At 32.4% G+C, this 26,318-nt stretch carries 25 protein-coding genes and 1 other RNA gene; 12 read left to right on the top strand and 14 right to left on the bottom strand.

Going from position 1 to position 26,318, the window contains the following annotated elements; genetic code table 11:
• A partial coding sequence (locus ACXAFS_RS06110; RefSeq protein WP_475305921.1) for an Ig-like domain-containing protein occupies nt 1-4,031 on the bottom strand: 4,031 nt, incomplete at its 3' end.
• Nucleotides 4,032-4,397: 366 nt separating this feature from the next.
• Here ACXAFS_RS06110 and ACXAFS_RS06115 point away from each other — a divergent pair.
• From ACXAFS_RS06115 to ACXAFS_RS06130, 4 genes are all read left to right on the top strand, one after another.
• A complete protein-coding gene (locus ACXAFS_RS06115; RefSeq protein WP_475305922.1) occupies nt 4,398-4,886 on the top strand; it encodes a SixA phosphatase family protein in 489 nt (162 codons plus the stop codon).
• A complete protein-coding gene (gene ppk1 / locus ACXAFS_RS06120) occupies nt 4,883-6,937 on the top strand; it encodes a polyphosphate kinase 1 (RefSeq protein ID WP_475305923.1) in 2,055 nt (684 codons plus the stop codon). The genes ACXAFS_RS06115 and ppk1 overlap by 4 nt, the downstream gene beginning before the upstream one ends.
• A 1-nt stretch (nt 6,938) precedes the next feature.
• On the top strand, nt 6,939-7,844 hold the full coding sequence (locus ACXAFS_RS06125) for a Ppx/GppA phosphatase family protein (protein ID WP_475305924.1): 906 nt from the start codon (nt 6,939-6,941) through the stop codon (nt 7,842-7,844).
• A gap of 106 nt (nt 7,845-7,950) precedes the next feature.
• Nucleotides 7,951-8,484 carry a porin family protein gene (locus ACXAFS_RS06130; protein ID WP_475305925.1) on the top strand — a complete coding sequence of 178 codons (534 nt, stop codon included), beginning with the start codon at nt 7,951-7,953 and terminating at the stop codon, nt 8,482-8,484.
• Between the two features lie 48 nt (nt 8,485-8,532).
• On the opposite strand, the gene ACXAFS_RS06135 is transcribed toward ACXAFS_RS06130, so the two are convergent.
• The 4 genes from ACXAFS_RS06135 to ACXAFS_RS06150 are packed head-to-tail and all read right to left on the bottom strand — an operon-like array spanning nt 8,533 to nt 12,607.
• Entirely contained in the window at nt 8,533-9,669 is a 1,137-nt protein-coding gene (locus ACXAFS_RS06135) for an META domain-containing protein (protein ID WP_475305926.1), read from the bottom strand.
• A gap of 38 nt (nt 9,670-9,707) precedes the next feature.
• Entirely contained in the window at nt 9,708-10,289 is a 582-nt protein-coding gene (locus ACXAFS_RS06140) for a MiaE family protein (RefSeq protein ID WP_138433911.1), read from the bottom strand.
• Between the two features lie 4 nt (nt 10,290-10,293).
• Nucleotides 10,294-10,878: a hypothetical protein gene (locus ACXAFS_RS06145; RefSeq protein WP_475305927.1), complete on the bottom strand. Its 585-nt coding sequence runs from the start codon at nt 10,876-10,878 to the stop codon at nt 10,294-10,296.
• A 4-nt stretch (nt 10,879-10,882) separates the two neighbouring features.
• Nucleotides 10,883-12,607 (bottom strand): DNA polymerase III subunit gamma/tau, encoded by a 1,725-nt coding sequence (locus ACXAFS_RS06150; RefSeq protein WP_475305928.1) that lies wholly within the window; start codon nt 12,605-12,607, stop codon nt 10,883-10,885.
• A gap of 102 nt (nt 12,608-12,709) precedes the next feature.
• On the opposite strand from ACXAFS_RS06150, the gene rnpB reads away from it, so the two are divergent.
• Nucleotides 12,710-13,026, top strand: an RNA gene (rnpB, locus tag ACXAFS_RS06155) — RNase P RNA component class A.
• A gap of 206 nt (nt 13,027-13,232) precedes the next feature.
• Here rnpB and rsmD read toward each other — a convergent pair.
• From rsmD to ACXAFS_RS06170, 3 genes are read right to left on the bottom strand one after another with little or no spacing between them, the layout of a single operon-like run.
• A complete protein-coding gene (gene rsmD, locus ACXAFS_RS06160) occupies nt 13,233-13,772 on the bottom strand; it encodes a 16S rRNA (guanine(966)-N(2))-methyltransferase RsmD (protein ID WP_475305929.1) in 540 nt (179 codons plus the stop codon).
• Nucleotides 13,772-14,578, bottom strand: a complete 807-nt coding sequence (locus ACXAFS_RS06165; protein ID WP_475305930.1) for a DUF3822 family protein — start codon at nt 14,576-14,578, stop codon at nt 13,772-13,774. The genes rsmD and ACXAFS_RS06165 overlap by 1 nt, the downstream gene beginning before the upstream one ends.
• A gap of 2 nt (nt 14,579-14,580) precedes the next feature.
• Nucleotides 14,581-15,306 (bottom strand): hypothetical protein, encoded by a 726-nt coding sequence (locus tag ACXAFS_RS06170; protein ID WP_475305931.1) that lies wholly within the window; start codon nt 15,304-15,306, stop codon nt 14,581-14,583.
• A gap of 140 nt (nt 15,307-15,446) precedes the next feature.
• Here ACXAFS_RS06170 and ACXAFS_RS06175 point away from each other — a divergent pair, with 140 nt between their 5' ends.
• The 5 genes from ACXAFS_RS06175 to ACXAFS_RS06195 are packed head-to-tail and all read left to right on the top strand — an operon-like array spanning nt 15,447 to nt 20,032.
• Nucleotides 15,447-16,889 (top strand): ATP-dependent DNA helicase, encoded by a 1,443-nt coding sequence (locus ACXAFS_RS06175; RefSeq protein ID WP_475305932.1) that lies wholly within the window; start codon nt 15,447-15,449, stop codon nt 16,887-16,889.
• A gap of 40 nt (nt 16,890-16,929) precedes the next feature.
• Nucleotides 16,930-17,658 carry a 3-deoxy-manno-octulosonate cytidylyltransferase gene (gene kdsB, locus ACXAFS_RS06180; RefSeq protein ID WP_475305933.1) on the top strand — a complete coding sequence of 243 codons (729 nt, stop codon included), beginning with the start codon at nt 16,930-16,932 and terminating at the stop codon, nt 17,656-17,658.
• Nucleotides 17,649-18,359 (top strand): HAD family hydrolase, encoded by a 711-nt coding sequence (locus tag ACXAFS_RS06185; RefSeq protein ID WP_475305934.1) that lies wholly within the window; start codon nt 17,649-17,651, stop codon nt 18,357-18,359. Before kdsB ends, ACXAFS_RS06185 begins: the two co-directional genes overlap by 10 nt.
• A gap of 40 nt (nt 18,360-18,399) precedes the next feature.
• On the top strand, nt 18,400-19,482 hold the full coding sequence (locus ACXAFS_RS06190; RefSeq protein ID WP_475305935.1) for an iron-containing alcohol dehydrogenase family protein: 1,083 nt from the start codon (nt 18,400-18,402) through the stop codon (nt 19,480-19,482).
• 1 nt (nt 19,483) lies between these two features.
• Complete coding sequence (locus ACXAFS_RS06195) at nt 19,484-20,032, top strand: 1-acyl-sn-glycerol-3-phosphate acyltransferase (protein WP_475305936.1); 549 nt, start codon at nt 19,484-19,486, stop codon at nt 20,030-20,032.
• Between the two features lie 97 nt (nt 20,033-20,129).
• Here ACXAFS_RS06195 and ACXAFS_RS06200 read toward each other — a convergent pair whose 3' ends face one another.
• Nucleotides 20,130-20,594, bottom strand: a complete 465-nt coding sequence (locus ACXAFS_RS06200; protein ID WP_475305937.1) for a nuclear transport factor 2 family protein — start codon at nt 20,592-20,594, stop codon at nt 20,130-20,132.
• A gap of 102 nt (nt 20,595-20,696) precedes the next feature.
• On the opposite strand from ACXAFS_RS06200, the gene ACXAFS_RS06205 reads away from it, so the two are divergent.
• Nucleotides 20,697-21,749: a hypothetical protein gene (locus ACXAFS_RS06205; RefSeq protein WP_475305938.1), complete on the top strand. Its 1,053-nt coding sequence runs from the start codon at nt 20,697-20,699 to the stop codon at nt 21,747-21,749.
• Nucleotides 21,750-21,819: 70 nt separating this feature from the next.
• Here ACXAFS_RS06205 and ACXAFS_RS06210 read toward each other — a convergent pair whose 3' ends face one another.
• The 3 genes from ACXAFS_RS06210 to ACXAFS_RS06220 are packed head-to-tail and all read right to left on the bottom strand — an operon-like array spanning nt 21,820 to nt 23,381.
• Nucleotides 21,820-22,791 carry a sodium-dependent bicarbonate transport family permease gene (locus ACXAFS_RS06210; protein WP_475305939.1) on the bottom strand — a complete coding sequence of 324 codons (972 nt, stop codon included), beginning with the start codon at nt 22,789-22,791 and terminating at the stop codon, nt 21,820-21,822.
• A 41-nt stretch (nt 22,792-22,832) separates the two neighbouring features.
• Nucleotides 22,833-23,144, bottom strand: coding sequence for a hypothetical protein (locus ACXAFS_RS06215; RefSeq protein WP_475305940.1), 312 nt, complete (start codon nt 23,142-23,144; stop codon nt 22,833-22,835).
• A 12-nt stretch (nt 23,145-23,156) separates the two neighbouring features.
• Complete coding sequence (locus tag ACXAFS_RS06220; protein WP_475305941.1) at nt 23,157-23,381, bottom strand: hypothetical protein; 225 nt, start codon at nt 23,379-23,381, stop codon at nt 23,157-23,159.
• Nucleotides 23,382-23,487: 106 nt separating this feature from the next.
• Here ACXAFS_RS06220 and ACXAFS_RS06225 point away from each other — a divergent pair, with 106 nt between their 5' ends.
• Nucleotides 23,488-24,411: a LysR family transcriptional regulator gene (locus ACXAFS_RS06225; RefSeq protein WP_475305942.1), complete on the top strand. Its 924-nt coding sequence runs from the start codon at nt 23,488-23,490 to the stop codon at nt 24,409-24,411.
• Here ACXAFS_RS06225 and ACXAFS_RS06230 read toward each other — a convergent pair.
• Complete coding sequence (locus tag ACXAFS_RS06230) at nt 24,408-25,502, bottom strand: heparan-alpha-glucosaminide N-acetyltransferase domain-containing protein (RefSeq protein WP_475305943.1); 1,095 nt, start codon at nt 25,500-25,502, stop codon at nt 24,408-24,410. The two genes, ACXAFS_RS06225 and ACXAFS_RS06230, sit on opposite strands and share 4 nt — an antisense overlap.
• 59 nt (nt 25,503-25,561) lie before the next feature.
• A complete protein-coding gene (locus ACXAFS_RS06235; protein WP_475305944.1) occupies nt 25,562-26,308 on the bottom strand; it encodes a class I SAM-dependent methyltransferase in 747 nt (248 codons plus the stop codon).
• Between the last annotated feature and the right edge of the window lie 10 nt (nt 26,309-26,318).

The raw sequence follows: 26,318 nt of genomic DNA on the forward strand, positions 1-26,318 counted from the left end.
CAAGTATCTGCACCAGTAGCAACACCAGTATTAGCAGAAGACTCATCTTCAGTACATTCAATTGTAATATCCGCAGGAACGTTGATTGTAGGATCTGTAGTATCAACTACAGTAATGGTTTGAACAGCATTTTCAGTATTACTACAATTATCTGTTATAGTAAATGTTCGTTCTACAGTTACAGGACAACTAGCGGAGATAATAACGTCAACGTAAGTAATTGACGCTATATTAAAATCATCAGATGCATTATAATTAGGATTTGAAGCAAAAACTGATTGAATATCACTAGAAGTTGTATTGCTATATTCAAATACAGCATTTGTGTTTGTTATGTCGTTTTCAGAACAACCTTCAGTTGTAATAGAAGCAGGAACAGAAATCACAGGATCCTCAGTATCGTCCACATTTACTGTGTCAGAAATAGTTGTAGTACAACCATTAGCATCAGTAATTAAAATAGTATAGGTACCAGCAGCTAAATTCTCAAAAACACCACTAGATTGACTAGTTGCTCCATTATCTATTGAGTAAGAATAAGGTGGAATTCCACCAGTAGCTTCAGCTGAAATACTTCCATTAGTTTCACCAGTACAATCAACATTTGTAACTCTTACTATAGAACCGCTTACTATTTCGTTAGGTTCCTGAACAGTTGATTGATTTGTAGTAGTACATCCATTTGCATCAGTAATGGTTACTGAATATGTTCCAGCAGTAACATTAACTAAATCTTCAGTTGCAGCACCATTATTCCATGAATACAAATAAGGAGGTGTACCACCATTTACAGTTAAATCTACAGAACCAGTACTGTCACCTTTACATAAAATATTTGTAACAGCAATTCCTGAACTTAATGCATTTGGCTCGTTAACTGTGATGGTAGTACTTTGTGTACATAATGTTGTTTGATCGGTAACAGTAACAGTATAACTACCTGCAGGCAAATTATTAACGTTAGGTGTAGTATTTGGTAAAGTATCCCAAGAATATGTAAAAGGACCAACACCATTAGTGACTACAGCACTTACACTACCATTACTTTCACCGTTACATATTACAGGTGATGAAGTTCCAGAAATTGATAAGTTATGACAAGAACCAGGATTAACAGTAACTGTTGCAGTTTCAGTACATCCATTAGCATCAGTAACGGTAACTGTATATGAGCCAGACGCTAGTCCTGAAATATTTTGAGTCGTTTCTCCGCCTGGTGACCATTGGTAAGAGTAAGGCTCTACACCTCCTGTTGCAGTTGCACTTGCAGTACCATCATTTGTATTTGGACCAAGCTCATCTGTTGAGCTTGCTGTAAGGTTTAAAGCGTTGTTAGGTTCAGAAATTGAAATTGTTTCCTCAACAGGTTGACAAACCGTTCCATCTATAGTTACACTAACGTCATACACGCCAGCTGTAACATTATTAATAGTACTAGAAGTTACTCCTCCATCTATCTGACCATTACTCCATGTAAACGTAAATGTTGCACTTGGATTTGCATTAGAACTTGCGGTTACAGTACCAGATCCAGTAGCATCACCAACACAAAGAACATTTGTTATATTACCAATTGATATTTCAGCATCACAAGTATTAACACATGTTATTACTATACTTTGCGTTAATTCACAACCATTAGCGTCAGTAATTGTAACTGAATGTGAGCCAACAGGTAAATTAGTAGCAGTTTGTGTTGTTTGGTTGTTAGCAGAAGGACTCCAAGCATATGTATATGGAGAAGTACCACCAGAAACATTCGCTGTTGCTTCACCATTAGTACACCCTTGAGCTGTGTTTGCATCTACCTTGCTGATATTTAAACTGATAGGACTAGAAGGTTCTGAAATAGTTGTATTAGCAGAAGCTGTACATCCATTAACATCTGTTACTGTAACACTATATGCACCTGCAACAACATCAGTTAAATTTTGCGTTGTAGCAGAGTTACTCCAAGAATAGGTGTATGGCTGTGTGCCACCATATACAGAAATAGATATATCTCCAGTTGCTTCTCCTGAACAATCAACATCGTTTACATTAGTAATTGATACCTTAAGTTTATTTGGTTCGGTAATTAATACTTGTGAATTAGTAGTACAATTATTTGAATCAGTAACTAATACATTATAAGTGCCAGCACTAAGATTTTCGAATAAATCATTATTTTGATTTGTTGTACCGTTATCAATAGAATATTGAAATGGGCTAGTGCCACCACTTACGTTTACTGTAAAACTACCATCAGTACCATTTTTACAAGAAACATTATTGACGTTTGTAATATTAGCTGATAGTGAATTTGTAGGTTGATTAATAGTAGCCTGATTGGTTACAGAGCATCCATTTGCGTCTGTAATGGTTACATTATAGGTACCAGCAGTTAAGTTGTTCTGGTCTTCATCAGTTGAGCCATTGTTCCATAAAATTGTATATGGAGCTGTACCACCAGTAATTGTTAAGTCAATTGCACCTGTTGCTTCACCAAAACATAATACATCTGTTGTTGAAGCTATTGAAGAAGTTAAAACTTCAGATGGTTGATTAATTGTAAAACTATCTGAAATAGAACAACCATTGTCGTCTGTTACAGTAACAGTATATGTACCAGCAAAAACATTTGATAAGTCTTCTGATGCTGAAGAGTTACTCCAAGAATATGTATAAGGCGGTTTTCCGCCTGATACTGTTATATCAATAGCACCAGTGTCTTCTAATTTACACAATACATTTGTTACAGAACCAGATATTTCTAAATTCTCAATACTTATTGGTGTTGAATTTTCGAGTTCACACTTTGTGAAAATATTTCGGATAGATATTGAATATGAACCTTCTGTTAAGCCAGTAAAACTTGTAGAAGATTGAAATGGACCATTGTTTAAAGAATATTCAAATTCAGAACCAATAGGGTCATCAATGTTTATTGTAAAGTTATTTTCACCAGCACCACATGTAATACTTGCGGTTGGTTCTGGTGGTAAGTCAACAAAATTTAAGGTAATTGAAGCTTGGTCGCAAACAGATGTGTTTGGGGAAGGTAAACACACTTCATATTCGAAGGTTACATTTCCTGTAAAACCACTTGAAGGGGTATAACTATATGTTCCATCTGAATTTAAATTAAATGCTTCACCAACAGGATTTGGACCTGAAATTAAAGAGTAGGTAGAACCAGACGGTACATTACTCACTGATCCAATATCACCTGATACTTTATCGTTAATACACCCTGTCTTATAATCATCAACAGCATACTTCTGTAAAATGAAAAATTTACCGTCACCATGATCTCTTGTAGCTCCGATAAATTCAATCTTTGTTATTTGAGAACCAGTGGGTGCTATATCATCCAAATAAAATAGACCAATAGCTATTGTCTGCCCATTCTCGTTACATCGACCTGATTGCCAGTAATCTGAGCCACTTACAGGAGGAGCAAATCCACAACCAGTGTGGTTTCCACCTGTACGTACAAAAGTCTCTCCTAATTTTTGTTCTGCACCTCCACCAGCAGGTATTCCCCAAACTTCAATGTAGTAACAATTATTACCACCACGCTCTGTTACAGCCAAGACACCATCTTCATTTGATGGAATTGAAGGATTGTAAAAAATCGTTTGCTTTTGAGCATCTGTTGTGGCAACAGCATCAAAATCTAAACAAATATCTCTACCATTCGGGTTGGCATTAAAGAAATGATTTAAGTTAGTCGACTGAAAAGCATCAGTAGCTCTAGTAACCCAAGTAGGTGTGTTACTATTACCACCACCATTATTGCCATTGTTCATAATTCTATTAGGACTATGACCGTCAGGACCTAACCTTGTCATCTCATAACTTGTAGGTACAACAAATGTGTTGTAAACTGTACCATCAATCGTAATTGATTGGATAGTAGCCGGATCACTATTGTTAGATTGTGTATCAGCCCACTGAAAAGTAACACCAGTCTGGATAGAAGGTGATTGCTGGGCAAAAAACACATTTGGTAGTATAACTAATAATACTATCAGTATATATTTAGCCATACTTAAGCCTGAAATACAATTGTATTTGTTTCTCATACTATACATAATAACTTATAAAGTCTATGCAGCACTAAATTTTAGACGATGACACACTTTCAAATAATGATAGCACACACCATTTAATATTTAAGCAACATTTTTTGTTTTGTTAATTGCAAAAAAATAGAGGGAAGTATTACTAATGCAAATGAAATCTTGAATGGATTAATATATTTTTGATTTGGGGTCATTTACATTAATTTTACAAAAACAAAAGAACTTATATCTAAAATCTTAAACAAACATTAGAGTTAAAGCGCCAAAATAGTCGTTAAAACGGAAATATGCAACATTTTATCGAAAAAAAATGCATTTAATCGAAATATAATGAAATCAATTACACTCGTAAGACACGGAAAATCGTCATGGGAATTTGATGTTTCAGACTCTCTTAGACCATTAAAAAATAGAGGAATTAATGATGCAAAATTAGTTGCTAATCAGTTTGTTAAGAGCTATGAATTACCAGACTTCATATACTCAAGTCCAGCAGTTAGAGCCTTCTCTACATGTAAGATATTTTTAGAGGTATTTAACTTGTCAGAAGATTCTGTTATTGTTAAAGACGATTTATATGATTTTGGTGGTGAAAGTGTCATAAACTTTATCAAAAGATTACCTAATAATTACAATTCGGTTATGATATTTGGGCACAACCATGCTTTTACGTCTATTGCTAATATATTTGGTGATAAGTTTATAGATAATCTTCCAACAAGTGGACTAATTAAACTTAATTTTGATATTTCTGATTGGAAAGAATTAAGACAAGGAACAACCGAACTAATAATAATTCCAAAGGAATTAAAAGGATGACAAAACACAAAAACACTTACATAAACAGAGAATTAAGTTGGTTACAATTTAATGCACGTGTACTACAAGAAGCAGCTGACGAAACTGTACCCTTAATTGAACGTCTTCGCTTTTTGGGTATTTTCTCAAATAATCTCGATGAGTTTTTTAAAGTAAGATATGCTACAGTAAAACGAATTTATGATGCTGGTAAAGGTGGTAAGAGTGAGTTAGGTGGTATTAAAGCAGGTGAACTGCTCGAAGAAATTACTAAGGTAGTTATCGATCAGCAAAGAGAAAGTGTTGAGATATTGAACAAAATAGAGCAGGAACTTGAAAGCGAAAATATCTTTATCATTAATGAAACTGAAATAGATACTGATCATCACGAATTTATAAAAAACTATTTCTATCAAGAAATAAGCCCAGCTTTGGTAGTAATGATTTTAGATGAAGATATTGCGCTTCCTGAACTTAAGGATAGTGCAGGTTATTTAACCATTACGATGTCTAATTCTGGTGGAAAAGATCAGTATGCGCTTATTGAGATTTCTAAAAGTATGGAGCGTTTCATCGTTTTGCCAAATAGAGGTGAAGCCAACTATATTATAATGGTAGATGATGTAATTCGTTACTGTTTAGATGAAATTTTCAACATTTTTAAATACGATTCGATTTCGTCTCACATGATAAAGATTACAAGAGATGGTGAGTTAGATTTTGATAGTGATTTGAGTAAAAGTTTTGTAGACAAATTGTCACGAAGTGTAAAAGATAGACAAAGTGGCGATCCTGTAAGATTTGTACACGATAAAAATATTGAGCCAGATACGTTGAACTTTTTGTTAGAACGTATGGAGATAGATTCTAAGGATAGTATAATTCCTGGTGGTCGTTATCACAACCGTAGAGATTATATGGATTTTCCTAGTTTAGGAAGAACAGATTTACTCTATAATAGAATTAAGCCTTTACCAGTAAAGGGACTGAGTCTACAAGAAAGTATTTTTACTACAGTGGCTAAGAAAGATTATTTAGTTTATACGCCTTATCATACCTTTTCATACGTAGTTAAGTTTTTAAGAGAAGCAGCTCTAGACCCTAAAGTAAGAACTATAAAAATTACAATTTACAGATTGGCACAAATATCTCATGTGGCGAGTTCACTCATTAATGCTGCTAAAAATGGTAAAGATGTTACTGTTTCTATAGAGCTTAGAGCACGTTTTGATGAAGAAGCCAATATTAATTATGCAGAACAAATGCAGGATGCAGGAGTTAAGATGTTGTTTGGTGTTCCTGGTTTAAAAGTTCACAGCAAAATGTGCGTCATAGAGCGCGAAGAAGAGTATAAGCTAAAACGTTATGGATTTATTAGTACTGGAAACTTTAACGAATCTACTGCAAAATTTTATACAGATTTTACACTTCTTACTGCAAACGCTAAAATTCTAAAAGACATAAATAAAGTATTTAACTTTTTAGAAGTTAATTATATCGTTAATAGATATAAGCATATAATTGCGTCTCCTCATTACACTAAAACAAAACTATTCTCTTTGATAGATAAAGAGATTGAGAATGCAAAAAATGGCAAAGCTGCTTACATAAAACTAAAGATGAATAGTATTAGCAGTTATAAAATGGTCGATAAACTGTATGAGGCGAGTAGAGCAGGTGTTAAAATACAAATGATTGTCAGAGGCTTATGTTGTCTGGTTCCTGGTGTGAAAGGAATGAGTGAAAACATAGAAATTATTAGCATAGTAGATAAGTTCTTAGAGCACACACGTTTGTATGTATTCTCTAATGATAATGATCCTTTAGTTTATATTTCATCAGCAGATTGGATGACTAGAAATATAGAACATAGAGTAGAAGTAAGTTGCCCAATATATGATGAGGATATAAAGCAAGAATTACAAGATTTATTTGAGATTTGTTGGAATGATAATGTTAAGGCTAGACACATTAACGAAACACAAGATAATACGTACCGTAGAAACGACAATGCTAAAGTGAGAGCTCAATTTGACACATATAATTATTACGTAAATAAGTTAGAAGGATAATATGCTGAAGATTCAAAAATACGCTGCTATAGATATTGGTTCTAATGCAGTAAGACTATTAATTTCAAATATCATAGAACAAAGTGGTAAACCAACTGTATTTAAGAAAAATTCATTAGTTCGTGTCCCAATTAGATTAGGTGCAGATGTTTTTATTAATGGTAAAATATCAAAATACAATCAAGAACGAATGATAGACACTATGAAAGCATTTAGCTTGCTAATGAAATCTCATGGTGTAGTTCGTTACAAAGCATGTGCTACGTCTGCAATGCGAGAGGCTAATAATAGTGTAGCGCTATCTAAAAAGATTATAGAAAACTGCGGAATCAGCATTGACATAATCGATGGAGAAGAAGAAGCAGCTATAATAGCGGCAACTGATTTAAGTACATATATTGATGAAAACAAGACCTACCTCTATGTAGATGTAGGTGGTGGTAGCACAGAGTTTTCAATCATACATAATGGCAGTAAAGTTAAATCTAAGTCTTTTAAAGTAGGAACTGTTAGACTTCTTAATGATATTGTAACAAGAGAAACTTGGAATGAATTAGAACAATGGATTAGAGAAAATGCTTCAGTCTACGAAAAAATAGACCTAATAGGTTCTGGTGGTAACATCAATAAAATATTCAAAATTTCTGGAAAACAACTAGGTAAGCCGCTGACTTATTTCTACTTAAGTAATTATTATCATACTTTACAACAATACTCATACGAAGAGCGCATAACTGAGCTAAACCTGAACCAAGACAGAGCAGATGTTATTATTCCAGCAACAAGAATATACTTATCTGCAATGAAGTGGAGTGGAGCTAAAGATATTTATGTGCCAAAAATAGGGTTGTCAGACGGAATTATAAAGAGTGTTTATTACGAAACTGTTTCTAGTGTAGCTATTTAGTTTAGTAAATTGAATTTTACCGTTTAACTACTTTTTCTCTATTAAAATCTATACATTTACTTCAATATGAGAATTTAATTTATATTCGCTGTCTCAAATTAATATTATGAAGAAAATTTTACTTGCCTCAGTATTAGTATGCTTTACAACAATTTGTATAGCACAAGAAGTACGTTATGGTGTAAGAGGTGCACTTAATGTATCTAACCTAGATTTTGATCCAGATGCAACTTTTAATAATCAGCATAGAAATGGATTTGCATTTGCAGGTTTTGTTGATTATGGTTTTTCTGAAGATTTAGCTTTGCATACAGAATTACAATGGTCTGCTGAAGGTGGGAAAGATGAAGATCTAAGAGCAGATTATATACAAATGCCAATTTTATTAAAATTATCTACTTCAGATAGATTGTCTTTTATGGCAGGACCTCAAGTAGCACTTAAAACATGGAAAGACAATGATGGTTTTTCAACATTTGCGTTTTCTGGTGTAGTTGGTGCAGAGTATATGATAACTGATGAGTTGTTTGTTGATGCAAGATTTTCTTATGGATTAACAAACATCTTAGATGAAGATGATATACCAAATCTAGAAGCTAAAAACCACGTAATGCAATTTGGTTTTGGGATAAAGATTTAAAAGAAAAATTTAAATAATTTTGAAGGCTTTAACCAATGGTTAAAGTCTTTATTTTTTTATAAACTTTATGGTTTTAGTTGAAGAATCCTTACCTACGAAACTAATAAAGTAAACTCCAGAAACCATATCTTCAACATTAATAGAATCACTACTTAAAACAGAAGATTTTACTTGTTTGCCATCAATAGAGTATATTGTATACTTTAAGTTTTCTGATAAAAGCTGATTATCTACATTAAGCAAAAGCTTGTTTTCAACAGGGTTTTGTAGTAAAGAAATATCATATTGATTCTCATCATATTCATCTATTGATAAAGCTTGTTTACTAAACGTTAGACTCATTTCGTTTAGGTTTATAGATCTGCCACCAACATTAGGAATACTTGTGAGAACTAAGTTTTCTCCATCATTAATAATTTCGAAACTAAATTGGTTGGTTTCGTCATTACTTAATATTGAGAAATAAGCATCCTCAAAATCACTAGGCGGATCACAAATATTTGATGTTGGAACAAAGCTAGAAATACTTAACTCGTCACCATTTTCAAAGTAGATATTATAATTACCATTAAAACTATTACAAATACCTTGACCATTATATTCAATGCCACCAAAAACATAATCAGCATTTATTCCTAAGGATAAACTAGGCGAATTTACTGGGTTTACATTATATGTTAAACCATTTTCTATTATAGTTTGTAAATACCATGTTTGCGTTAAAAAGTTATTATTTTCTATCTTAGAGTAGTTTACTTGGTTTCCATTTACATTTGTTAAAGTTAAGGTCTGTTGTGTGCCGTTACCATCAATAGTATAATTAAAATTACTTTCCTCACTGTAATTATTAGATAATACTGAAACGTACAAATTTTCAAACTGACCTCTAGGCTCAGCACCACAATCAACCAAAGTCATTCCTATACCGTAGAGTGTTAATTCGTCAGGGCCATAGGAATAACCACCAAAAATAGCATTACAAGAGGATTCACCTTCATACCAGAGGTAGATTTCTAGTTCTGGGTCTGTTGTGAATTCAATAGGCAAGTCATTGTAAACATTCTGATAGGTATTACCCTCAAATGTGAATGAATCTAAATGCCAAATGCCTATTAGCTCTGACTGCCCATGAGTAGTAAAACTGATTAAAGTGAAGAAGCTGATTAAAATGTAAATGTGTTTCATGGAAATTAGAGCTGATTATGGCTCTAATTTATAAAATATTATCCATGTACAGTTTCTTTTTTGCCTAAATCTTTCATGATGTCTGCCTCATATTCAAGGAGTTGTTGCCATTTTTGGTCTACTTCTTTTCTCTCTCCATATTGCCTTGCAAAGTTTAAAAACATGGTATAGTGGTTGGCTTCACTAATCATCAACTTTCTGTAGAATTTAGCCAGCTTTTTATCTTCAAGTTCTTCGGATAGCAATCTAAAACGTTCACAGCTACGTGCTTCAATTAAAGCTGCATAGAGCAATCTGTGAACCAATTGTGTGGTTCTACTTCCACCTTTTGGGAAAAACTTCAATAGAGCAAGTACATACTCATCTTTACGATCTCTACCTAGTGTCCAGCCACGTTCTAAGATAAGGTCGTGAACCATTTTAAAATGACTCATTTCTTCCTCAACTAAGTCGATCATTTCTTGCACTAGCTCTGTGTATTCAGGGAATCCTACAATCAATGAAATTGCAGTACTAGCCGCTTTCTGCTCACAATAAGCGTGGTCAGTTAATATTTCTTCAATATTTTTTTCTACAATGTTTACCCATCTTGGGTCTGTTGGGAGTTTAAGACCTAACATAGTTTTAATAGTTTTCTGTTTGAATGAAATTTGCTTTTCCTTTATTGTTAATCAGTATTTTATGATGAGATACCTTATCTGTCTCAGGTATAGCATAAATAACATCTATAGCCACTGTATTGGTATAGCCTGGATCATCATCTACTTGTATAGCGTTTAATATAGCAAGTTTATCAAAGTTATAAAGCTCTGAACCTTTTACCAGATTAGGATTAAATTTAAAAGCTTTATTCGCTTTTTGCTTATCGAAACTTTTGTTGTAGATAACCTTACTATCTTTTTCAACTAAAATATCAAACTTAAAATTTCGATAATATGTTTGATAGTTAATGGTATCTTTTATTTTAGTGAAGAGAACGCTGTTATCCATATCAGTATAGGCTTTTATCTTAACTCTAAAGCCATTGCTGAGTGTAGTGTCAACTTGGCGCTCTATATAATTTTCAGGTTTGTGTATATCGATTTGAAAAGATACCGTTTTTTTAAATTCTTCAATATCTTCTACTAAAGCCTGATTCTTGGTTATGCGTCCTTCACAGCTAACAAAACCAAGAGCAACAATTAAAAGTAAAAAAAGTAAGTTTCTCATAAGCTTATATGTCTAATCCGAAGGTTTGCTTCAGTAATTCTATATTTGGATTCTTTTCTTTTAGCTTTTCGTATTTTTCTCTTGGTGTAAAGGCATATTTTTTTGCAACTTCCTCATTTACCGTAATATCTAAATGGAGATCATAGTTTTTTAATGTTTTACGTAAATAGGCGAGAAGTGGAAATTGAGCACGTTCTAATTCTATCTTATTAGTATTGTTTGAATATGTGAGATGAATTGCAGTGTCCTTTAGTTTAGGCTTATCCATTTGCAGAATGGAAGCTAATATTTTTTCACCCTTTTTGGACACTGAAGCTGTGTAATCATTCCAGGCTTCTGTCAGTGCTTCTTGAGACACAGGTTCTTTTGGTAAATCTTCCTCATCAATAACAACATCTAATTGCCGTATTTGATGCTCTTTTTTCTCTCTTATACTTTTTAATGATAAGCCAGAAATTGATTTTTTAGCTTTATCTATTGAGATTTTTGGAATTGTAACAGGCTCTGAAACTGCTGTAAGTGTCTCTTTCTGTTCTTCTTTTTCCTCAACCTTTGGTTGTTGAACAGTAGGTTTTGCTTCTTCAGTTGTCTTATTAACAGGAATTGGTGTAATACCTTTAGCCTGAAAATAAGAAGGTGGAATTATGAAATGTCTGTCATTTTTTTTTTCTCCATCAAAAGTGATAGAGGCTAATTGCATGAGAGTTAATTCAACAAGTAATCTTTGGTTTTTACTTGACTTGTATTTTAAATCACAATCATTAGCAAGTTCAATGCCTTTTAGAAGGAAGGTGTTTGATGTTTTTCGAGATTGCTCTACATATTTTTGTTTGGTTTCCTCGCCAACTTCTAATAAATCTATAGTGGCTTGATTTTTACATACCATTAAATCTCTAAAATGTGAAGCCAAACCAGCTATATAATGATGACCATCAAAACCTTTAGATAATATGGTATTAAACTGCACCAATAAATCTGGGATTTTATTTTCTAAGATTAAATCTGTGCTGTTAAAATATGTTTCATAATCTAATACATTAAGATTTTCGGTTACAGCTTGTCTGGTTAGATTTTTACCAGAAAAACTTACAACTCTATCAAAAATTGATAAAGCATCTCGCATGGCACCATCAGCTTTTTGGGCTATAATATGTAAAGCATCGTCTTCTGCTTTTACACCTTGTTCTTCTGCAATGTACTTTAAGTATTCTTTTGCATCAGTTACGGTAATGCGTTTAAAATCAAATATTTGACATCTTGATAGAATCGTTGGAATGATTTTATGCTTTTCTGTAGTTGCAAGGATAAATATGCAATGCTTTGGAGGCTCTTCCAATGTTTTTAGAAAAGCATTAAAAGCAGCTTGAGAAAGCATGTGTACCTCATCTATGATATAGACTTTATATTTACCAACTTGTGGAGGAATCCTTACTTGGTCGGTTAAGTTTCTGATATCATCAACCGAATTATTAGAAGCTGCATCTAGCTCAAAAATATTAAAGGCAAAATCTTCATTTTCGCTAGTATTACCATCGCTATTAATCATCTTAGCCAAAATACGAGCACATGTTGTTTTGCCTACACCACGAGGACCTGTAAATAGTAAGGCTTGCGCTAAGTGATTATTTTCAATAGCATTAAGAAGCGTATTTGTAATAGCTTGTTGGCCTACAACATCCTTAAAGGTTTGTGGTCTGTATTTACGTGCCGATACTACGAAATGCTCCATTGAAAAGTAACTGAAACACAAATTTAAGAATAACCACAAAATAGCAATTTCTCTAGATTAAAATTTAATAGGAGTTATTAACAATTTATGTAATTTTGACGCCTAGTAAATCGCCTTATCGATTCTAATCTAATTAGGGTAGGAAAGTCCGAACACCATAGTGCAAGCATAGTGGCTAACAGCCACCAGTCGAGAGTCTAGGAAAAGTGCAACAGAAAGTATGTACAGGTAATGCTGTAGTGAAATCAGGTAAACTCTATGCGGTGCAATGTCATGTATACCAACGCTTGAGGGCTGCACGTTCGATGTTGGAGGGTAGACAGCTAAAGTTTGCTGGTAACAGTAAACGTAGATAAATGATAAGGGTTGGGACTATTAAGTTCTCAATACAGAATTCGGCTTATAGGTTTGCTTATTAAAAACAAGCTTCATTGGTTTTCCATGAAGCTTTGTTTTTTCTTAGAGTCTTTTGTGATTACTTTGTGATAAAGCTATTCCACAAAATACACAAAAAGGCTCAAAGGTTCTCAAAGATTAATTTTTATCTATTTAAATTTTCGCAACTACTTATTGGTAAGTAATTTCATTATTTAGATTGCAATGACGATTCTATGCCAATAGCCCATTATAGGCTTTCAAAAAAACTAAACATATTACCACCATATTTTTTTGAATGAGAGTAATGCTCTAAATGGCTTAAATCTGTATGTTTGGAGTGCTCTATTATTAAAAGCCCTTCTTCTTGAAGTAGTTTGTTTTCAAAGACTAATTGAGGGATTTTTGAGAATAATTCAACATTAAAATCGTAAGGTGGATCAGCAAAAATTATACTGTATTGCTGGTTGTTGTTTTCTAAAAATTTGAAAACATCACTCTTTATTGTTGCTATAGGCATTTCAAATGCTTCAGCAGTGGTGTTAATAAATTTTATGCAACCAAAATGATCGTCTACACTTGTGATTTGTTCTGTACCTCTTGATGCAAATTCGTAACTTATATTTCCTGTACCAGCAAATAAATCTAATACAGAGATGTCATCAAAATAATATTGATTGTTGAGGATATTGAATAAGGCTTCTTTAGCCATATCTGTTGTAGGACGAACAGGCAATTTTGCAGGTGCTACAATTTTTCTGCCTTTATATGTTCCAGAAATTATACGCATTAAAAGGTATTTAATATCAAGTAATGATGGTGTAGTTGGTCTTTGTCAACCTTTTCAGAAAAGTTATAATTATAATTAAGCTTTTCACACTCTACATGTCTTACATATGTATATAACAAGTTATATAATTCATCATTTTTATCAACTCTGCCACTTAAATGAATTACTGTAGTTTCTACATCAAGGTTTAGTTGCTCAAAAACAAAGAGAACATAGTAAATAAAATCTTCTTTACTATGATATTCGAAAACATTGAATAATTGAAGCTTCTTGTTTTCCACAACAGCTAGCTCAATCATTGTAGTATTAACATGAAGATATACTTCTGTATTATTACTTTCATTAGCCTTTTGTAAAACAGAATCTAATAATACTGTAGAAGAATGTTTATACGTAAACTCACCAAAAGTTTCAAAAATATAATTGTTGATGTTAATGTAAGGTATATATACGTTTACACTCTTATTTACTGCAATTTCATCGTGGGTAATGAAATCTGTTTTTAAGATTTTTGTATTGAATTTTAAATAGTCGGCTTTATTACTTTCGTCATAAAGTTCTTTAGGAACTAAAGTTGATAACTCATTTTGATGTATAACTGTAATTGTGTCGAACTCATCTGAAAACACAGAGTTGGCACTCAATTCTGTTTTTAGACGATTTAAAACATCAAAAGGGTTTAGCTTATGATGAAACTGTATACTATTTAGAAACTCAATTGTGTTGGTGGTTCTGTTTAGTATACAAAAAGAAAGCCCATTCAAATTAACTTGAATGGACAGTTCTTTAATGTTATTTTTATTCAAAATTATTCTTTAGTTGAAAGATCTTTACCCCAATTTCCGCTGGTGTTAACTTCTTCCATAGAACCAATTTTTACGGTTTCACCTTTAACACCTGCTATAGAAACAGCTTGTTTTTCTTTTTCTATTAGATATTGTTCCTGGCCATCTAAAACAACTGCTTTATCAACACTTGCTTCAAAAACTGGAATTTCTTCTATCTTACCTGCTTCTAGTTTAAATTTTGCTCCAGCTTTACCAACACCAACATCAGCAAGTTTTTTGTATCGTGTATCGCCTTTAAAGATAGAATCTTTAACATTCCAATAGTCTAATGTATCAATTAGCGTAATTGTTTTCATGGTTTCAACTCCACCAAATGCACGAGTACGTTCAACGTCTAAAACCAATGTATCTCTTCTCTGCGTAATAGGTATACTATCATTTTCTATAAAACTGATAAGCTTATCAAAACTACCAGCATATTCACCTTTTACTTCTTTATAAGCTATCTGAGAATCTCTAATATCTACTAATCTGTCAATTACAACTTTGTAACGCTCAACTTTTAACTGATTGAATTGTATTTCCTTATATACAGACATAAAGGTAATGTAGCCAAGAAAAATGATGAGTGCCCACAGTACTATATTAATTACTGGTTTTAATTTTCTAGGAACAAATTTGTCAATTAACCAAACAATAAGAATGGTTAATAATATAATCGCTACAATTGCTATAATTACTTTCATAAATTTTATTAATTAGGTCTTTCGCAAATCTACAATTTTTTTTTATTGAGAAAAACTATCTAAATAAAAATCATTCAATTTTAAGATAGGTTTTTTATGAAGTTATAATAATGGTATATTGCTCCTAATTTAATTTCTATATGATTACAAATGCTTCTGCATTTTATACACTCTTAAAGTCTAAGTTTCCATTTGTACCTACTACCAAGCAAGACAAGGTATTAATGCAATTGTCTCAGTTTATTTTTAATAAATCTTCAAACGATATTTATTTACTGAGAGGATATGCAGGTACAGGAAAAACAAGTATTATTGGTACAATTGTAAATAACCTATGGCAGGCAAAAAAAAGTGCCGTTTTGTTAGCGCCAACTGGTAGGGCAGCAAAGGTCATCTCTAACTATTCGAAAAAGGAAGCTTTCACAATACATAAAAAGATTTATTTCCCTAAAAAAGAAAAAGGCGGAGGTGTTAAGTTTGTAATGCAGCCTAATAAGCACAGAAATACCATATTCATTGTAGATGAGGCTTCAATGATACCAGACACTCCATCAGACTCTAAGTTATTTGAAAACGGGTCGTTGTTAGATGATTTAATGCAATACGTATACTCAGGTCATCAATGTAAGCTTTTATTAATAGGCGATAAAGCACAATTACCACCTGTTAAATCAGATTTAAGTCCTGCATTAGATTCAGACAAATTAAGTTTAAATTATAATAAGGATGTTTACGGCGTTGAGTTAGATGAAGTTGTACGTCAAGAACAAGATTCTGGTATTTTAGAAAATGCCACAGAGCTTAGAGCTACATTAGAATCTGGGTTTTATGAGAGTTTCAAATTCAATGTTAAACCATATAAAGATATTGTTAGATTAGTTGATGGTTACGAAATTATGGATGCCATTAATGATGCCTACAGTAGTAATGGTTACGAAGAAACAGTAATCATCGTTCGTAGCAACAAGAGGGCAAATCTTTATAACAAGCAAATTAGAGAGCGTATTTTATTCAACGAGAGTGAATTGTCTGCTGGTGATTACCTTATGGTGGTTAAGAACAACTACTTTTGGGTAAAACCAACAACAGAAGCTGGCTTTATTGCCAATGGCGATATAATTGAGGTATTGGAAATCTTTAGTATTAAAGAATTATATGGTTTTAAATTTGCAGAGGTAAAGGTGAAAATGGTAGATTACCCACGTATGCTACCTTTTGAAACGGTTTTGCTCTTAGATACAATACATGCAGAAAGTGCTTCATTGAGCTATGAGGAATCTAATAGACTTTATCAAGAAGTTGCTAAAGACTATGCTAATGAAACAAGTAATTATAAACGATTTTTAGGAGTTAAAAACAATAAATACTTCAATGCATTGCAAGTAAAGTTTTCGTACGCAATAACCTGTCATAAGTCACAAGGTGGACAATGGAACACTATTTTTGTAGAACAACCATATTTACCAAATGGCATGGATAAAGATTATTTACGATGGTTGTATACTGCAGTAACAAGAGCCAAAGAGAAACTTTATCTTATAGGTTTTAAAGATGAAATGTTTGTTGAAAACGACAGTAATTAAAAGAGAAAACTTTATTTTTGAATACAGATAAAGCAGATATATGAAGATTATATCCATGATTCCTGCACGTTACAGTGCTTCTCGTTTTCCAGGCAAATTAATGCAAAATTTAGCCGGAAAATCAGTAATACTTAGAACATACGAAGCTACAGTTGCTACAAATCTTTTTAGCGATGTCTACGTTGTTACTGATAGTGATATCATTTACGATGAAATTGTTAGCAATGGCGGAAAAGCTATAATGAGCCAGAAAGAGCATGAGTCTGGAAGTGATAGAATAGCTGAAGCTGTGGCTAATGTAGATTGTGATATAGTTGTAAATGTACAAGGTGACGAGCCTTTTACAGAAGCAGAAAGTTTAAGAAAGGTATTAGAGGTTTTTAAAGATGATGCTAAAAAAGAAATTGACTTAGCTTCTTTAATGGTAGAAATAACTGATTGGGAAGAAATCAATAATCCTAATACCGTTAAGGTCATTGTAGATCAAAATAATTTTGCTTTATATTTCTCAAGAAGTCCAATTCCGTTTCCAAGAGATAAAGAAGCAGGAGCACGTTATTATAAGCATAAAGGAATTTATGCCTTTAGAAAACAAGCTTTATTAGATTTTACTGTTTTACCAATGCAGTTTATTGAAGCTACTGAAAAAATTGAATGCATTCGGTACTTAGAATATGGTAAAAAAATTAAAATGGTAGAAACCCAAATTCAAGGTGTAGAAATTGATACACCAGAAGATTTAGAAAGAGCCAAAAAATTGTGGAAATAGACTATGGTAAAATAAAAGTAATCGGTTTTGATGCCGACGACACCCTTTGGGTAAATGAAACCTATTTTAGAGAGGCAGAGGAGGAGGTTGGCCAATTGCTATCGCATTACGAAACGCCTAACAAAATAGACCAAGAGCTTTTTAGAATGGAGATAAAAAACCTTCCAACTTATGGTTACGGTGTAAAGGGTTTTGTGTTGTCTATGATAGAATTAGCAATTGAGTTATCTAATGGTAGAGTTTCTAACGAGATAATTTCTAAGATTTTAGATATTGGTAAAGACATGATTAATAAACCAATTGAATTACTAGATGGTGTAGAAGAGGTTTTAAAAAGCCTATCCAAAGATTACAGATTAATCCTTGCAACAAAAGGAGATTTGCTAGATCAAGAGCGTAAGCTAGAAAAATCTGGTTTGTTAGATTATTTTCATCATATTGAAGTTTTGAGCGAAAAGCAAGAAGCCAACTACGAAAAACTACTAAAACATTTAGATATACAGCCATCAGAATTTTTGATGATAGGTAATTCGTTAAAATCTGATATTTTACCATTGGTAAATATTGGTGCAGAAGCTATACACGTTCCTTTTCATACCACATGGCAACACGAAAAAGTGAGTAAAAATGAGACTAATGGCTTAAAGTATAAAACAGTAGAAAGTCTAAAAGAGATATTAAATTACATAAAAACTAAATAAACAAACTAAGTTTTTATTTTTGTTAAAGATTTAAAAGTAAATGATATATAAAAATTATCCAATGGTGTCCAGAGTTGTTTTCGGACGCGGAAGTTTTAATCAGTTAGATGAAATTTTAGCGCCAAAACGTAACGGACGAAATGCACCATTCATATATTATGTAGATGATGTCTTTAAGGGCAATCATTGGTTAACCTCTAGAATTACTTTATCATATAAAGACAAGATCATTTACGTACCAACTAAAGAAGAACCTAAAACGTCTCAGATAGACCAGTTGGTAGAAGATATTATTTTAGAGTATAGCGAGTTACCATCTGGCATTATTGGTATTGGTGGTGGTATTGTAATGGATATTGCCAAAGCCGTCTCTCTAATGTTAACCAACAAAGGTCAGTCTAAGGATTATCAAGGTTGGGATTTAATTAAAAATCCTGCAATATATCACGTAGGTGTTCCAACTATTTCTGGTACTGGAGCAGAAGTTTCTAGAACAACAATTCTTACTGGCCCAGAACGTAAATTAGGAATTAATAGTGATTACACACCCTTCGACCAAGTTATTCTAGATCCTGAGTTAACTAAAGATGTTCCTAAAAATCAATGGTTTTACACTGGTATGGACTGTTTTGTACATTGTGTAGAGTCACTTAATGGTACATATTTAAATGCATTTAGTCAGAGTTATGGTGAAAAAGCTTTTGAGCTTTGCCAAGAAATATTTTTAGGTGATGACTTATCTGTAGAAGAATCTCAAGATAAGTTAATGATGGCATCATGGCATGGTGGTATGAGCATAGCTTACTCTCAAGTAGGTGTTGCACATGCTATGAGTTATGGACTAGGTTATTTGCTTGGTGTTAAACATGGTATTGGAAACTGTATTGTTTTTGATCATTTAGAAGCATATTATCCAGAAGGCGTGGCAATGTTTAAAAAAATGAAAGAAAAGCACAGCATCGATTTACCTCAAGGTATTTGTGCACACTTAGATGAAGAGCAGTTTAATACTATGATAGATGTAGCATTAAGTTTAGAACCCTTATGGGAAAATGCTTTGGGTAAGAACTGGAAAACTAAGATAACCAGAGATACACTTTTAGAGCTTTACAAAAAGATGTAACATGCGTTGGCTGGCCAAATTCATTTATTTTAAACTTTTGGGTTGGAAAGTTGTCGGTAACACCAATTTTTCTAAAGACACAATAAAAAAGGCTGTTATTATTGCTGTACCTCATACCAGTTGGCACGACTTTTATATTGGTATTTTATTACGAAAAATAACAGGTGTTAAGACTAATTTTGTAGCTAAGAAAGAGTTATTTCGATGGCCATTTGGTTATTATTTTAGAGCTGTTGGAGGTAAGGCTTTAGACCGAACTTCTGGACAGAATAAAGTTGAAGCTATTGCAAATTTATTTAAAGATGAAGAAGAGTTTAGATTAACTCTAGCACCTGAGGGAACGCGTAAAAAAGTTGAAGAGTGGAAAACAGGTTTTTACTACATTGCTAAGGCTGCTAATGTACCAATCATCATGTTTACGCTAGATTTTAAGAACAAAAAAAATAATGTTTCAGAGCCTTTTTATCTTACTGACGACGTTGAAGAAGATTTTAAATTTATGAAGGCTTTTTATAAAGGGGTAGAAGGTAAAGTAAAAGATTATAGTTAAAGTTTTGGCACAAGATTTGTTCTGTACATAATGCAATGAAACATAAAGTAAACTTTTAAGTCCCTAAAAAGAAACATTGCCTCAAAGAGCTGTCAAATTAATTTGATAGCTTTTTTTCTGTCATAAATTTATTGAGAAGATAATTGGTTTGAGATTGGAGTTTTTTTCTAAAAAAACCTGTTCCACCTATAAGCCAACCCTTAAACCCAATAGCTTGTTTAGCCCAATTATGAAGGTTGAAGTTGTCGGTATGTTTTATAATTAATCCATCTTTAAATTCAAAAGAGGCATCAATTTTATTGTGAACTTTTCTTCCGGTTTTACTGAAGGTATAATAAGCTTCCCAATGTGCAGAATTATCTGTAATGTTTGTAGCTTCAACCTTAAAATCTTTTCCTTTTTGAGATTCACAAAGCATCTGCCACATAGCATTGGCTTGCTTGCCTCTTAAAACACCAAAAGCAGGATCTTCAAAAATAATGTCTTTATGATAACATGATACCATCTTTTTAGCATCTAGTTCATCAAATGCATGATAAAAATCAGATATTAAGTCTCTCATATTTAGTGTTTTATGTGTTTTGGGTTAACTTTTTTTCAATTTTATAAAACCCACTTTATCATAATTACGTAGGTAAAGTACAAACAAAAAACTTATTTAATCATGAAAATTCAAAATGTAATGAAAAATCAAAATTCAAAATTAATAGCAGCTTTAGTCATAATGGCTTCATTTTTTACAACCTCATGTAGTGATGATGATTCAGGTAATAATAATGGCAGTAGTCAGACAGTGAGCCTTTTTGCTTCAAACAATTCTAATGGTAATATAACAGTTTATGATGTTACATCTAATCAAAATATAATGTCAAGAACGTTGATTACAACTTCTACAGCAGCAGATGGAGTGTTTTATAATAAGGAAACTGAGTCTGTTTTTCAGGCGTCAAGATCTGGTAATAATCTAGAAGGGTTTTTAAATGTGGATGGTCTAGTAAATGGTGCTGCAATTAACGTAGATGTAGCAGGTACAAGCGATATGATGAGTCCAAGGGAAGTTGCTGTTAATGGTAATTTCTTTGTTGTTGCAGATAATGCGGATGTTGATGGAGACACAAATACACCAGACGGAAGGTTATTTATCTATTCAATGTCTAACGGAAGTTTTTCTCTAAGAAATGTAATTACTACCAATTTTAAACTTTGGGGAATTACTTTTAACGGAAATGATCTTTATGCAGTTGTAGATGCAACTAATGAACTGGCAATTTTCACTAACTTTTTATCCAATACGTCAACCACTACACTGAGTGCTTCTAAACGAATTGTAATTGAAGGTATTGTTAGAACTCATGGTATTACATACGATACAAGTTCTGATGTTTTAGTAATGACAGACATTGCCTTAGCATCTAACGGACAAGATGATGGTGGGTTTCATATTATAGAAAACTTTACTAACAAATTAAATGCTACTGCTAATGGTGGAACATTGGGATTATCAAATCAAATTCGTGTTTCAGGAAACTCAACCTTATTAGGAAACCCTGTTGATGTGGCTTATGACGCTACAACACAAACAGTTTACATTGCTGAAGCTGGTAATGGTGGAGGAAGAATATTAGCCTTTAATAATATTGGTTCTGGAGGGAACTTAACACCCTTTTTTAATAGTGCTTTAGCATCGGCTTCGTCGGTGTATTTATCTAACAATTAATATTTTTTGAGTTTTAAAATTGTTATGAAAAAGAGAAAGGCTTCCTTATTTAGGAAGCCTTTTTTATAATCTAAAATATAGAACACATCTGTATAATACATAGATACAGTGGCATTCCTAATGTAATATTAAACGGAAATGTAATTGCCAAAGCCATTGGTAAATATAAACTAGGATTTGCTTTTGGTACTGCAATTCTCATAGCAGCAGGTACTGCTATGTAAGATGCACTAGCCGCTAAAATTGCAAATAGTAAACGGTTACCATCACTTTGTGTGAATACAGAACTTATAACAGCTACTAAACTTCCGTTTATTATTGGAATGATGATAGCAAATATTAAAGCAAACCATCCTTTTTTTAGAAAAGACGATAGTTTTTTACCACTTGTAATTCCCATATCTAGTAGAAATACAGCTAAAAACCCTTTAAAGATGTCTATTGTAAAAGGCTTTATTCCTTCAGCTTGTTGTTCACTTGCTAAAAATCCAACAACTAAGCTTCCTAAGATTAATAGTACACTACCGTTGGTTAATGCATGTTTAGCAACCTTACCCATAGACATTTTAATGGTATTTTCTTTATCGTATATAGATATAAGTAATAGACCAATAATTATGGATGGCGCTTCCATTAAAGCCATTACAGCTACCATATGACCTCCAAAGGTTATTTGCTCTATCTCTAAAAAAGAAATAGCTGTTACAAAGGTTACAGCACTCACAGAACCGTAGGATGAGGCAATAGCTCCAGCATTTGCCACACTAAATTTACGCCTTAGTATAAAGTAAGTGTAAACTGGCACTGCTATAGCTAAGAAAATCCCAAATAAAAGCGACCAAATTATTTCTAAATTAAGGTCGCTGTGAGAGAGTTCTTGTCCGCCTTTAAAGCCAATTGATAAAAGCAAATAGAGCGAAATAAATTTTGAGGAATTGGGAGGTATTTCCAAATCACTTTTTAGCTGTACTGCGATAATTCCAAGAAAAAAGAACAGTAATGCAGGATTTGTTAAATTATCAAATAATAGGTGTAAATCCATTGTTGATTAATTTCAGAGACTGATTTTAAAAGTGATATATATTACTTTACAAACGAAATATTTAGTGTCCCATTAATCACTACATTATAACCTTCTTTTCTTGCAATTGAAATGTAGTCTTTCGCTATCTGTTTTTCGTTTAATAGTTCTTTTATTCTGTTATTTTCGTAAGTAATGTCTGCATCTTCCTGACCTTCACATATTCTTAATTTTTGTAGTTTATGAAAATTAACTTTTTGCTCAATGAGAACATTTACTAAATGATTAGCTTCCGATGGTGTAAATAAACCTTCTACTAAGTTAACCTCTTGAGTTGCTTTTTCAACGCTGTTTTTTGTGTTTGTGTTTGACATGATAATTATAAATTAGTTTGATTTAATTTCTGTTAATTTTATGATGCAAATGCACGATATAATAAAGGCACATATAGCAAGGTATTCCATAAAAATGTTACCATTAATGTAGGATAAGGAGATAAGGCCAGATAAAATTAAAAAGGTCAAAGCCACTTTAATCTTTGTTCTTTGCGAAGCTTTCTTATCATCCATAGCTACTTCTTTTATAGAAGTATTAGACTCTATTCTTTCCATATTAGCAATCTTAATTGTTTATTAATTTTTATTTCTGGGGCAAAATTGAAACATTTTTTTTATTTATTTTTATATATATTTTTAATTATATACATAACTATAGTTTATGAATTACACTTTACATCAACTACAGATTTTTTTAAAAATCACACAATTAAAGAGTATTACTAAGGCTTCTGAAGCTTTATTTCTAAGTCAGCCTGCAGTCTCAATACAACTAAAAAAATTTCAAGATCAGTTTTCTATTCCATTAACAGAAGTTGTTGGTAGACAGCTATATGTTACGGATTTTGGTTGGGAAATTGCTGAGGCTGCAGAGAAAATCCTTAATGAAGTACAAGCTATTAACTATAAAACGATGTCTTTTAAAGGTCAGATTGCTGGCCGATTAAAAATATCTGTGGTATCTACCGGAAAATATGTTATGCCTTATTTTTTGTCTGATTTTACTAATAAAAATAGTGGTGTAGATCTCGTTATGGATGTTACAAATAAAACTAGTGTTATTAAAAGTTTAGAAAACAATGAAGTAGACTTTTCCTTGGTTTCTGTGATACCAGATCAACTGAACTTAAATAGGGTAGAGTTAATGGAAAACAGGTTGTATTTAGTAGGTGGCACAAAAGAAAAATTTAATAATAAAGTATCTAAGAATAAGATTTTTGAAACTTATCCTATGCTTTACAGAGAGGAAGGTTCTGCAACTCGTAATGCCATGGAAAGCTTTATAGCCAGTCATAATATTAATACTCCAAAGCGCATGGAACTTACTTCTAACGAGGCATTAAAACAGGCGGTAATAGCAGGACTAGGTTATTCTATAATGCCATTGATTGGCATTAAAAATGAACTTAAAAATGGTGATCTAAAAATTATACCATATAAGGGTTTACCAATAATTACCAATTGGAATTTAGTTTGGCAAAAATCTAAAAATCTCTCACCTGTAGCGCAAGCTTATCTAGATTTTATTAATGACGAAAAAGAGAGAATTATAAAAGAAAATTTTGACTGGTATGAGGCCTACTAAATGCGTTTTATTTTTTCTACAATGTTACGGATGCTGTTGTATAAAAATGCATTGGTTTTAACATAGTAAAATGAAATAAAACAGACAGTAGTTAAAAATACTATTGCGCCAATTATAGCTTGCCATGGTAGTAATGTTTTTCCAATTAATTGATGCAATCCTATGCCTGTAAAACTTCCATATATGATTATAAAGTGAATAACATAAATAGATAAGGTTTTTTGTCCAATTCTTAGTAACAAAGGTTGTTTAATGTAATCTTCAGCTGCATAGAATATTGCAAATAACAGAAGTACATTTCCTAATCTTGTAAAGAGATAATTATAATATGCAACATCTTTTAAAAGTTCTAAATCTGTTATAAAATAGAGTTGCATTAATAACCAACCCGACTTAAATATTAGAAAGAGTCCACAGACAACAAAACCTATTATAATACCAAATTTAAACTTTGGTCTTTCTAAATATCTATAAAAAAGTGTAGCTATAAAGGCACCAAAAGCAACATAGCCAAACCATGGGATGATATTAAAAATAGAGCCGTAATCTTTAGTTAGCCAATTAGCGAAAATCTTTGGCACATCTGGTATATTTAAATAGCGGTAAAGCGGTTCTGTTAGAAATATGGCAAATCCTAAAAGACACATTAATATTGAAAAGAGTAATGTCTTTTTTAAGGTTAATTTATAAATACCTACAATTAATGTTAATGACAAACCTATGCATTGTAATACATCAACAAGTAGAAAATATGGGGAATTAAAATCACCATAAAGCCATTGAAAAATAGGCGCACGTAAAAGATATCCTATGCCAATTAGTAATAAACCTCGATACAATCCTTTTTTCATTCTAAAGATTACATTGCCACTGCGTTTAGCCTTGATGAGCAGGTATGAAAATATCAATCCTGAGATTGTAAAAAACGTAGGTGCAGTAATGCCTCTAAAGTATTTCCATACTGTAAATGCCGTACTACTATCATCTCTGTACGATACATCTAAAAGCGTATCTATAAAATGACCTTGTAACATCATTAAGATAGCAAAGGCTCTTACAGCATCAATAAAATAAAGACGTTTTTTATTCAATTGTTGATTGGTTGAGTAACAAAGATAGGATTTAGACTTTAATTTTAAATGCTAGTGTTTTATACGGTTTTAGTGTTCACAGTAATTATAATATAACCAGCATCTAACATCGATTTTGACAATATTGATTCATTCGTATGAAACCATTTTTTGCTGTCGATATCAGACTTCAATTTGTCTAGACCTTTTGATAGATTACTAATCTTTGAGAAGCTAGAGATAGAGTTTCTGACATTTACATCTAAATATGCTGATGGTCTTTTCCAATAAGCTGCCAGAAAACCATCAATGCAGTCTTCAGGAATTAATAATGGATCAATTTCAATGTTATCAAAATGACTTTCGAGTTCTTTAATATTTGGAAATATTCTTTTATCTAAATCAAATATTTCAGGAAAATAATCTCTAGTTAACCAAAATGGGTCAGAATCAGGATTCCATGTGATAGCAATAAATTTTTCTGTAGCTACTCTATTAATCTCCTTAAAAGCTTGTTCTCTGTTGACCCAATGATGCATTGATAATATCGTAAGCGCATGAGTGAAACTATTGTTGTGAAAGGGTAGAGATTCTGCAGAACCTTGAACAACAGAATGTGCATTAGAACTTCGTTGATTTATCATCTCTATTGAGGGTTCAACAGCTATTAAATCTAAATGTTCTGACTCGTATGAACCTGTGCCAGCACCAATGTTTACTACTTTTTGTGCACCTTCAAGTCTTTCCAAGATTTGAGATGCTATTCTAGGATCACTTTTGCGTTTCTGGGCATAGTTTATTCCTATTTCATCATATTTTACCTTCATGGTTTAGAGT

This window comes from Winogradskyella sp. ABM4_392 (assembly GCF_056160445.1).

Excerpts from the sequence above, each read along its gene's own strand:
- ACXAFS_RS06235 (WP_475305944.1), bottom strand. The coding sequence starts at position 26,308 with ATGAAGGTAAAATATGATGAAATAGGAATAAACTATGCCCAGAAACGC.
- ACXAFS_RS06225 (WP_475305942.1), top strand. The coding sequence starts at position 23,488 with ATGAATTACACTTTACATCAACTACAGATTTTTTTAAAAATCACACAA.
- ACXAFS_RS06140 (WP_138433911.1), bottom strand. The coding sequence starts at position 10,289 with ATGTTAGGTCTTAAACTCCCAACAGACCCAAGATGGGTAAACATTGTA.
- ACXAFS_RS06130 (WP_475305925.1), top strand. The coding sequence starts at position 7,951 with ATGAAGAAAATTTTACTTGCCTCAGTATTAGTATGCTTTACAACAATT.
- ACXAFS_RS06145 (WP_475305927.1), bottom strand. The coding sequence starts at position 10,878 with ATGAGAAACTTACTTTTTTTACTTTTAATTGTTGCTCTTGGTTTTGTT.
- ppk1 (WP_475305923.1), top strand. The coding sequence starts at position 4,883 with ATGACAAAACACAAAAACACTTACATAAACAGAGAATTAAGTTGGTTA.
- ACXAFS_RS06220 (WP_475305941.1), bottom strand. The coding sequence starts at position 23,381 with ATGGAAAGAATAGAGTCTAATACTTCTATAAAAGAAGTAGCTATGGAT.
- ACXAFS_RS06170 (WP_475305931.1), bottom strand. The coding sequence starts at position 15,306 with ATGAAAGTAATTATAGCAATTGTAGCGATTATATTATTAACCATTCTT.
- ACXAFS_RS06210 (WP_475305939.1), bottom strand. The coding sequence starts at position 22,791 with ATGGATTTACACCTATTATTTGATAATTTAACAAATCCTGCATTACTG.
- ACXAFS_RS06115 (WP_475305922.1), top strand. The coding sequence starts at position 4,398 with ATGAAATCAATTACACTCGTAAGACACGGAAAATCGTCATGGGAATTT.
- ACXAFS_RS06195 (WP_475305936.1), top strand. The coding sequence starts at position 19,484 with ATGCGTTGGCTGGCCAAATTCATTTATTTTAAACTTTTGGGTTGGAAA.
- ACXAFS_RS06215 (WP_475305940.1), bottom strand. The coding sequence starts at position 23,144 with ATGTCAAACACAAACACAAAAAACAGCGTTGAAAAAGCAACTCAAGAG.
- ACXAFS_RS06200 (WP_475305937.1), bottom strand. The coding sequence starts at position 20,594 with ATGAGAGACTTAATATCTGATTTTTATCATGCATTTGATGAACTAGAT.
- kdsB (WP_475305933.1), top strand. The coding sequence starts at position 16,930 with ATGAAGATTATATCCATGATTCCTGCACGTTACAGTGCTTCTCGTTTT.
- ACXAFS_RS06125 (WP_475305924.1), top strand. The coding sequence starts at position 6,939 with ATGCTGAAGATTCAAAAATACGCTGCTATAGATATTGGTTCTAATGCA.
- rsmD (WP_475305929.1), bottom strand. The coding sequence starts at position 13,772 with ATGCGTATAATTTCTGGAACATATAAAGGCAGAAAAATTGTAGCACCT.
- ACXAFS_RS06135 (WP_475305926.1), bottom strand. The coding sequence starts at position 9,669 with ATGAAACACATTTACATTTTAATCAGCTTCTTCACTTTAATCAGTTTT.
- ACXAFS_RS06150 (WP_475305928.1), bottom strand. The coding sequence starts at position 12,607 with ATGGAGCATTTCGTAGTATCGGCACGTAAATACAGACCACAAACCTTT.
- ACXAFS_RS06190 (WP_475305935.1), top strand. The coding sequence starts at position 18,400 with ATGATATATAAAAATTATCCAATGGTGTCCAGAGTTGTTTTCGGACGC.
- ACXAFS_RS06175 (WP_475305932.1), top strand. The coding sequence starts at position 15,447 with ATGATTACAAATGCTTCTGCATTTTATACACTCTTAAAGTCTAAGTTT.
- ACXAFS_RS06205 (WP_475305938.1), top strand. The coding sequence starts at position 20,697 with ATGAAAATTCAAAATGTAATGAAAAATCAAAATTCAAAATTAATAGCA.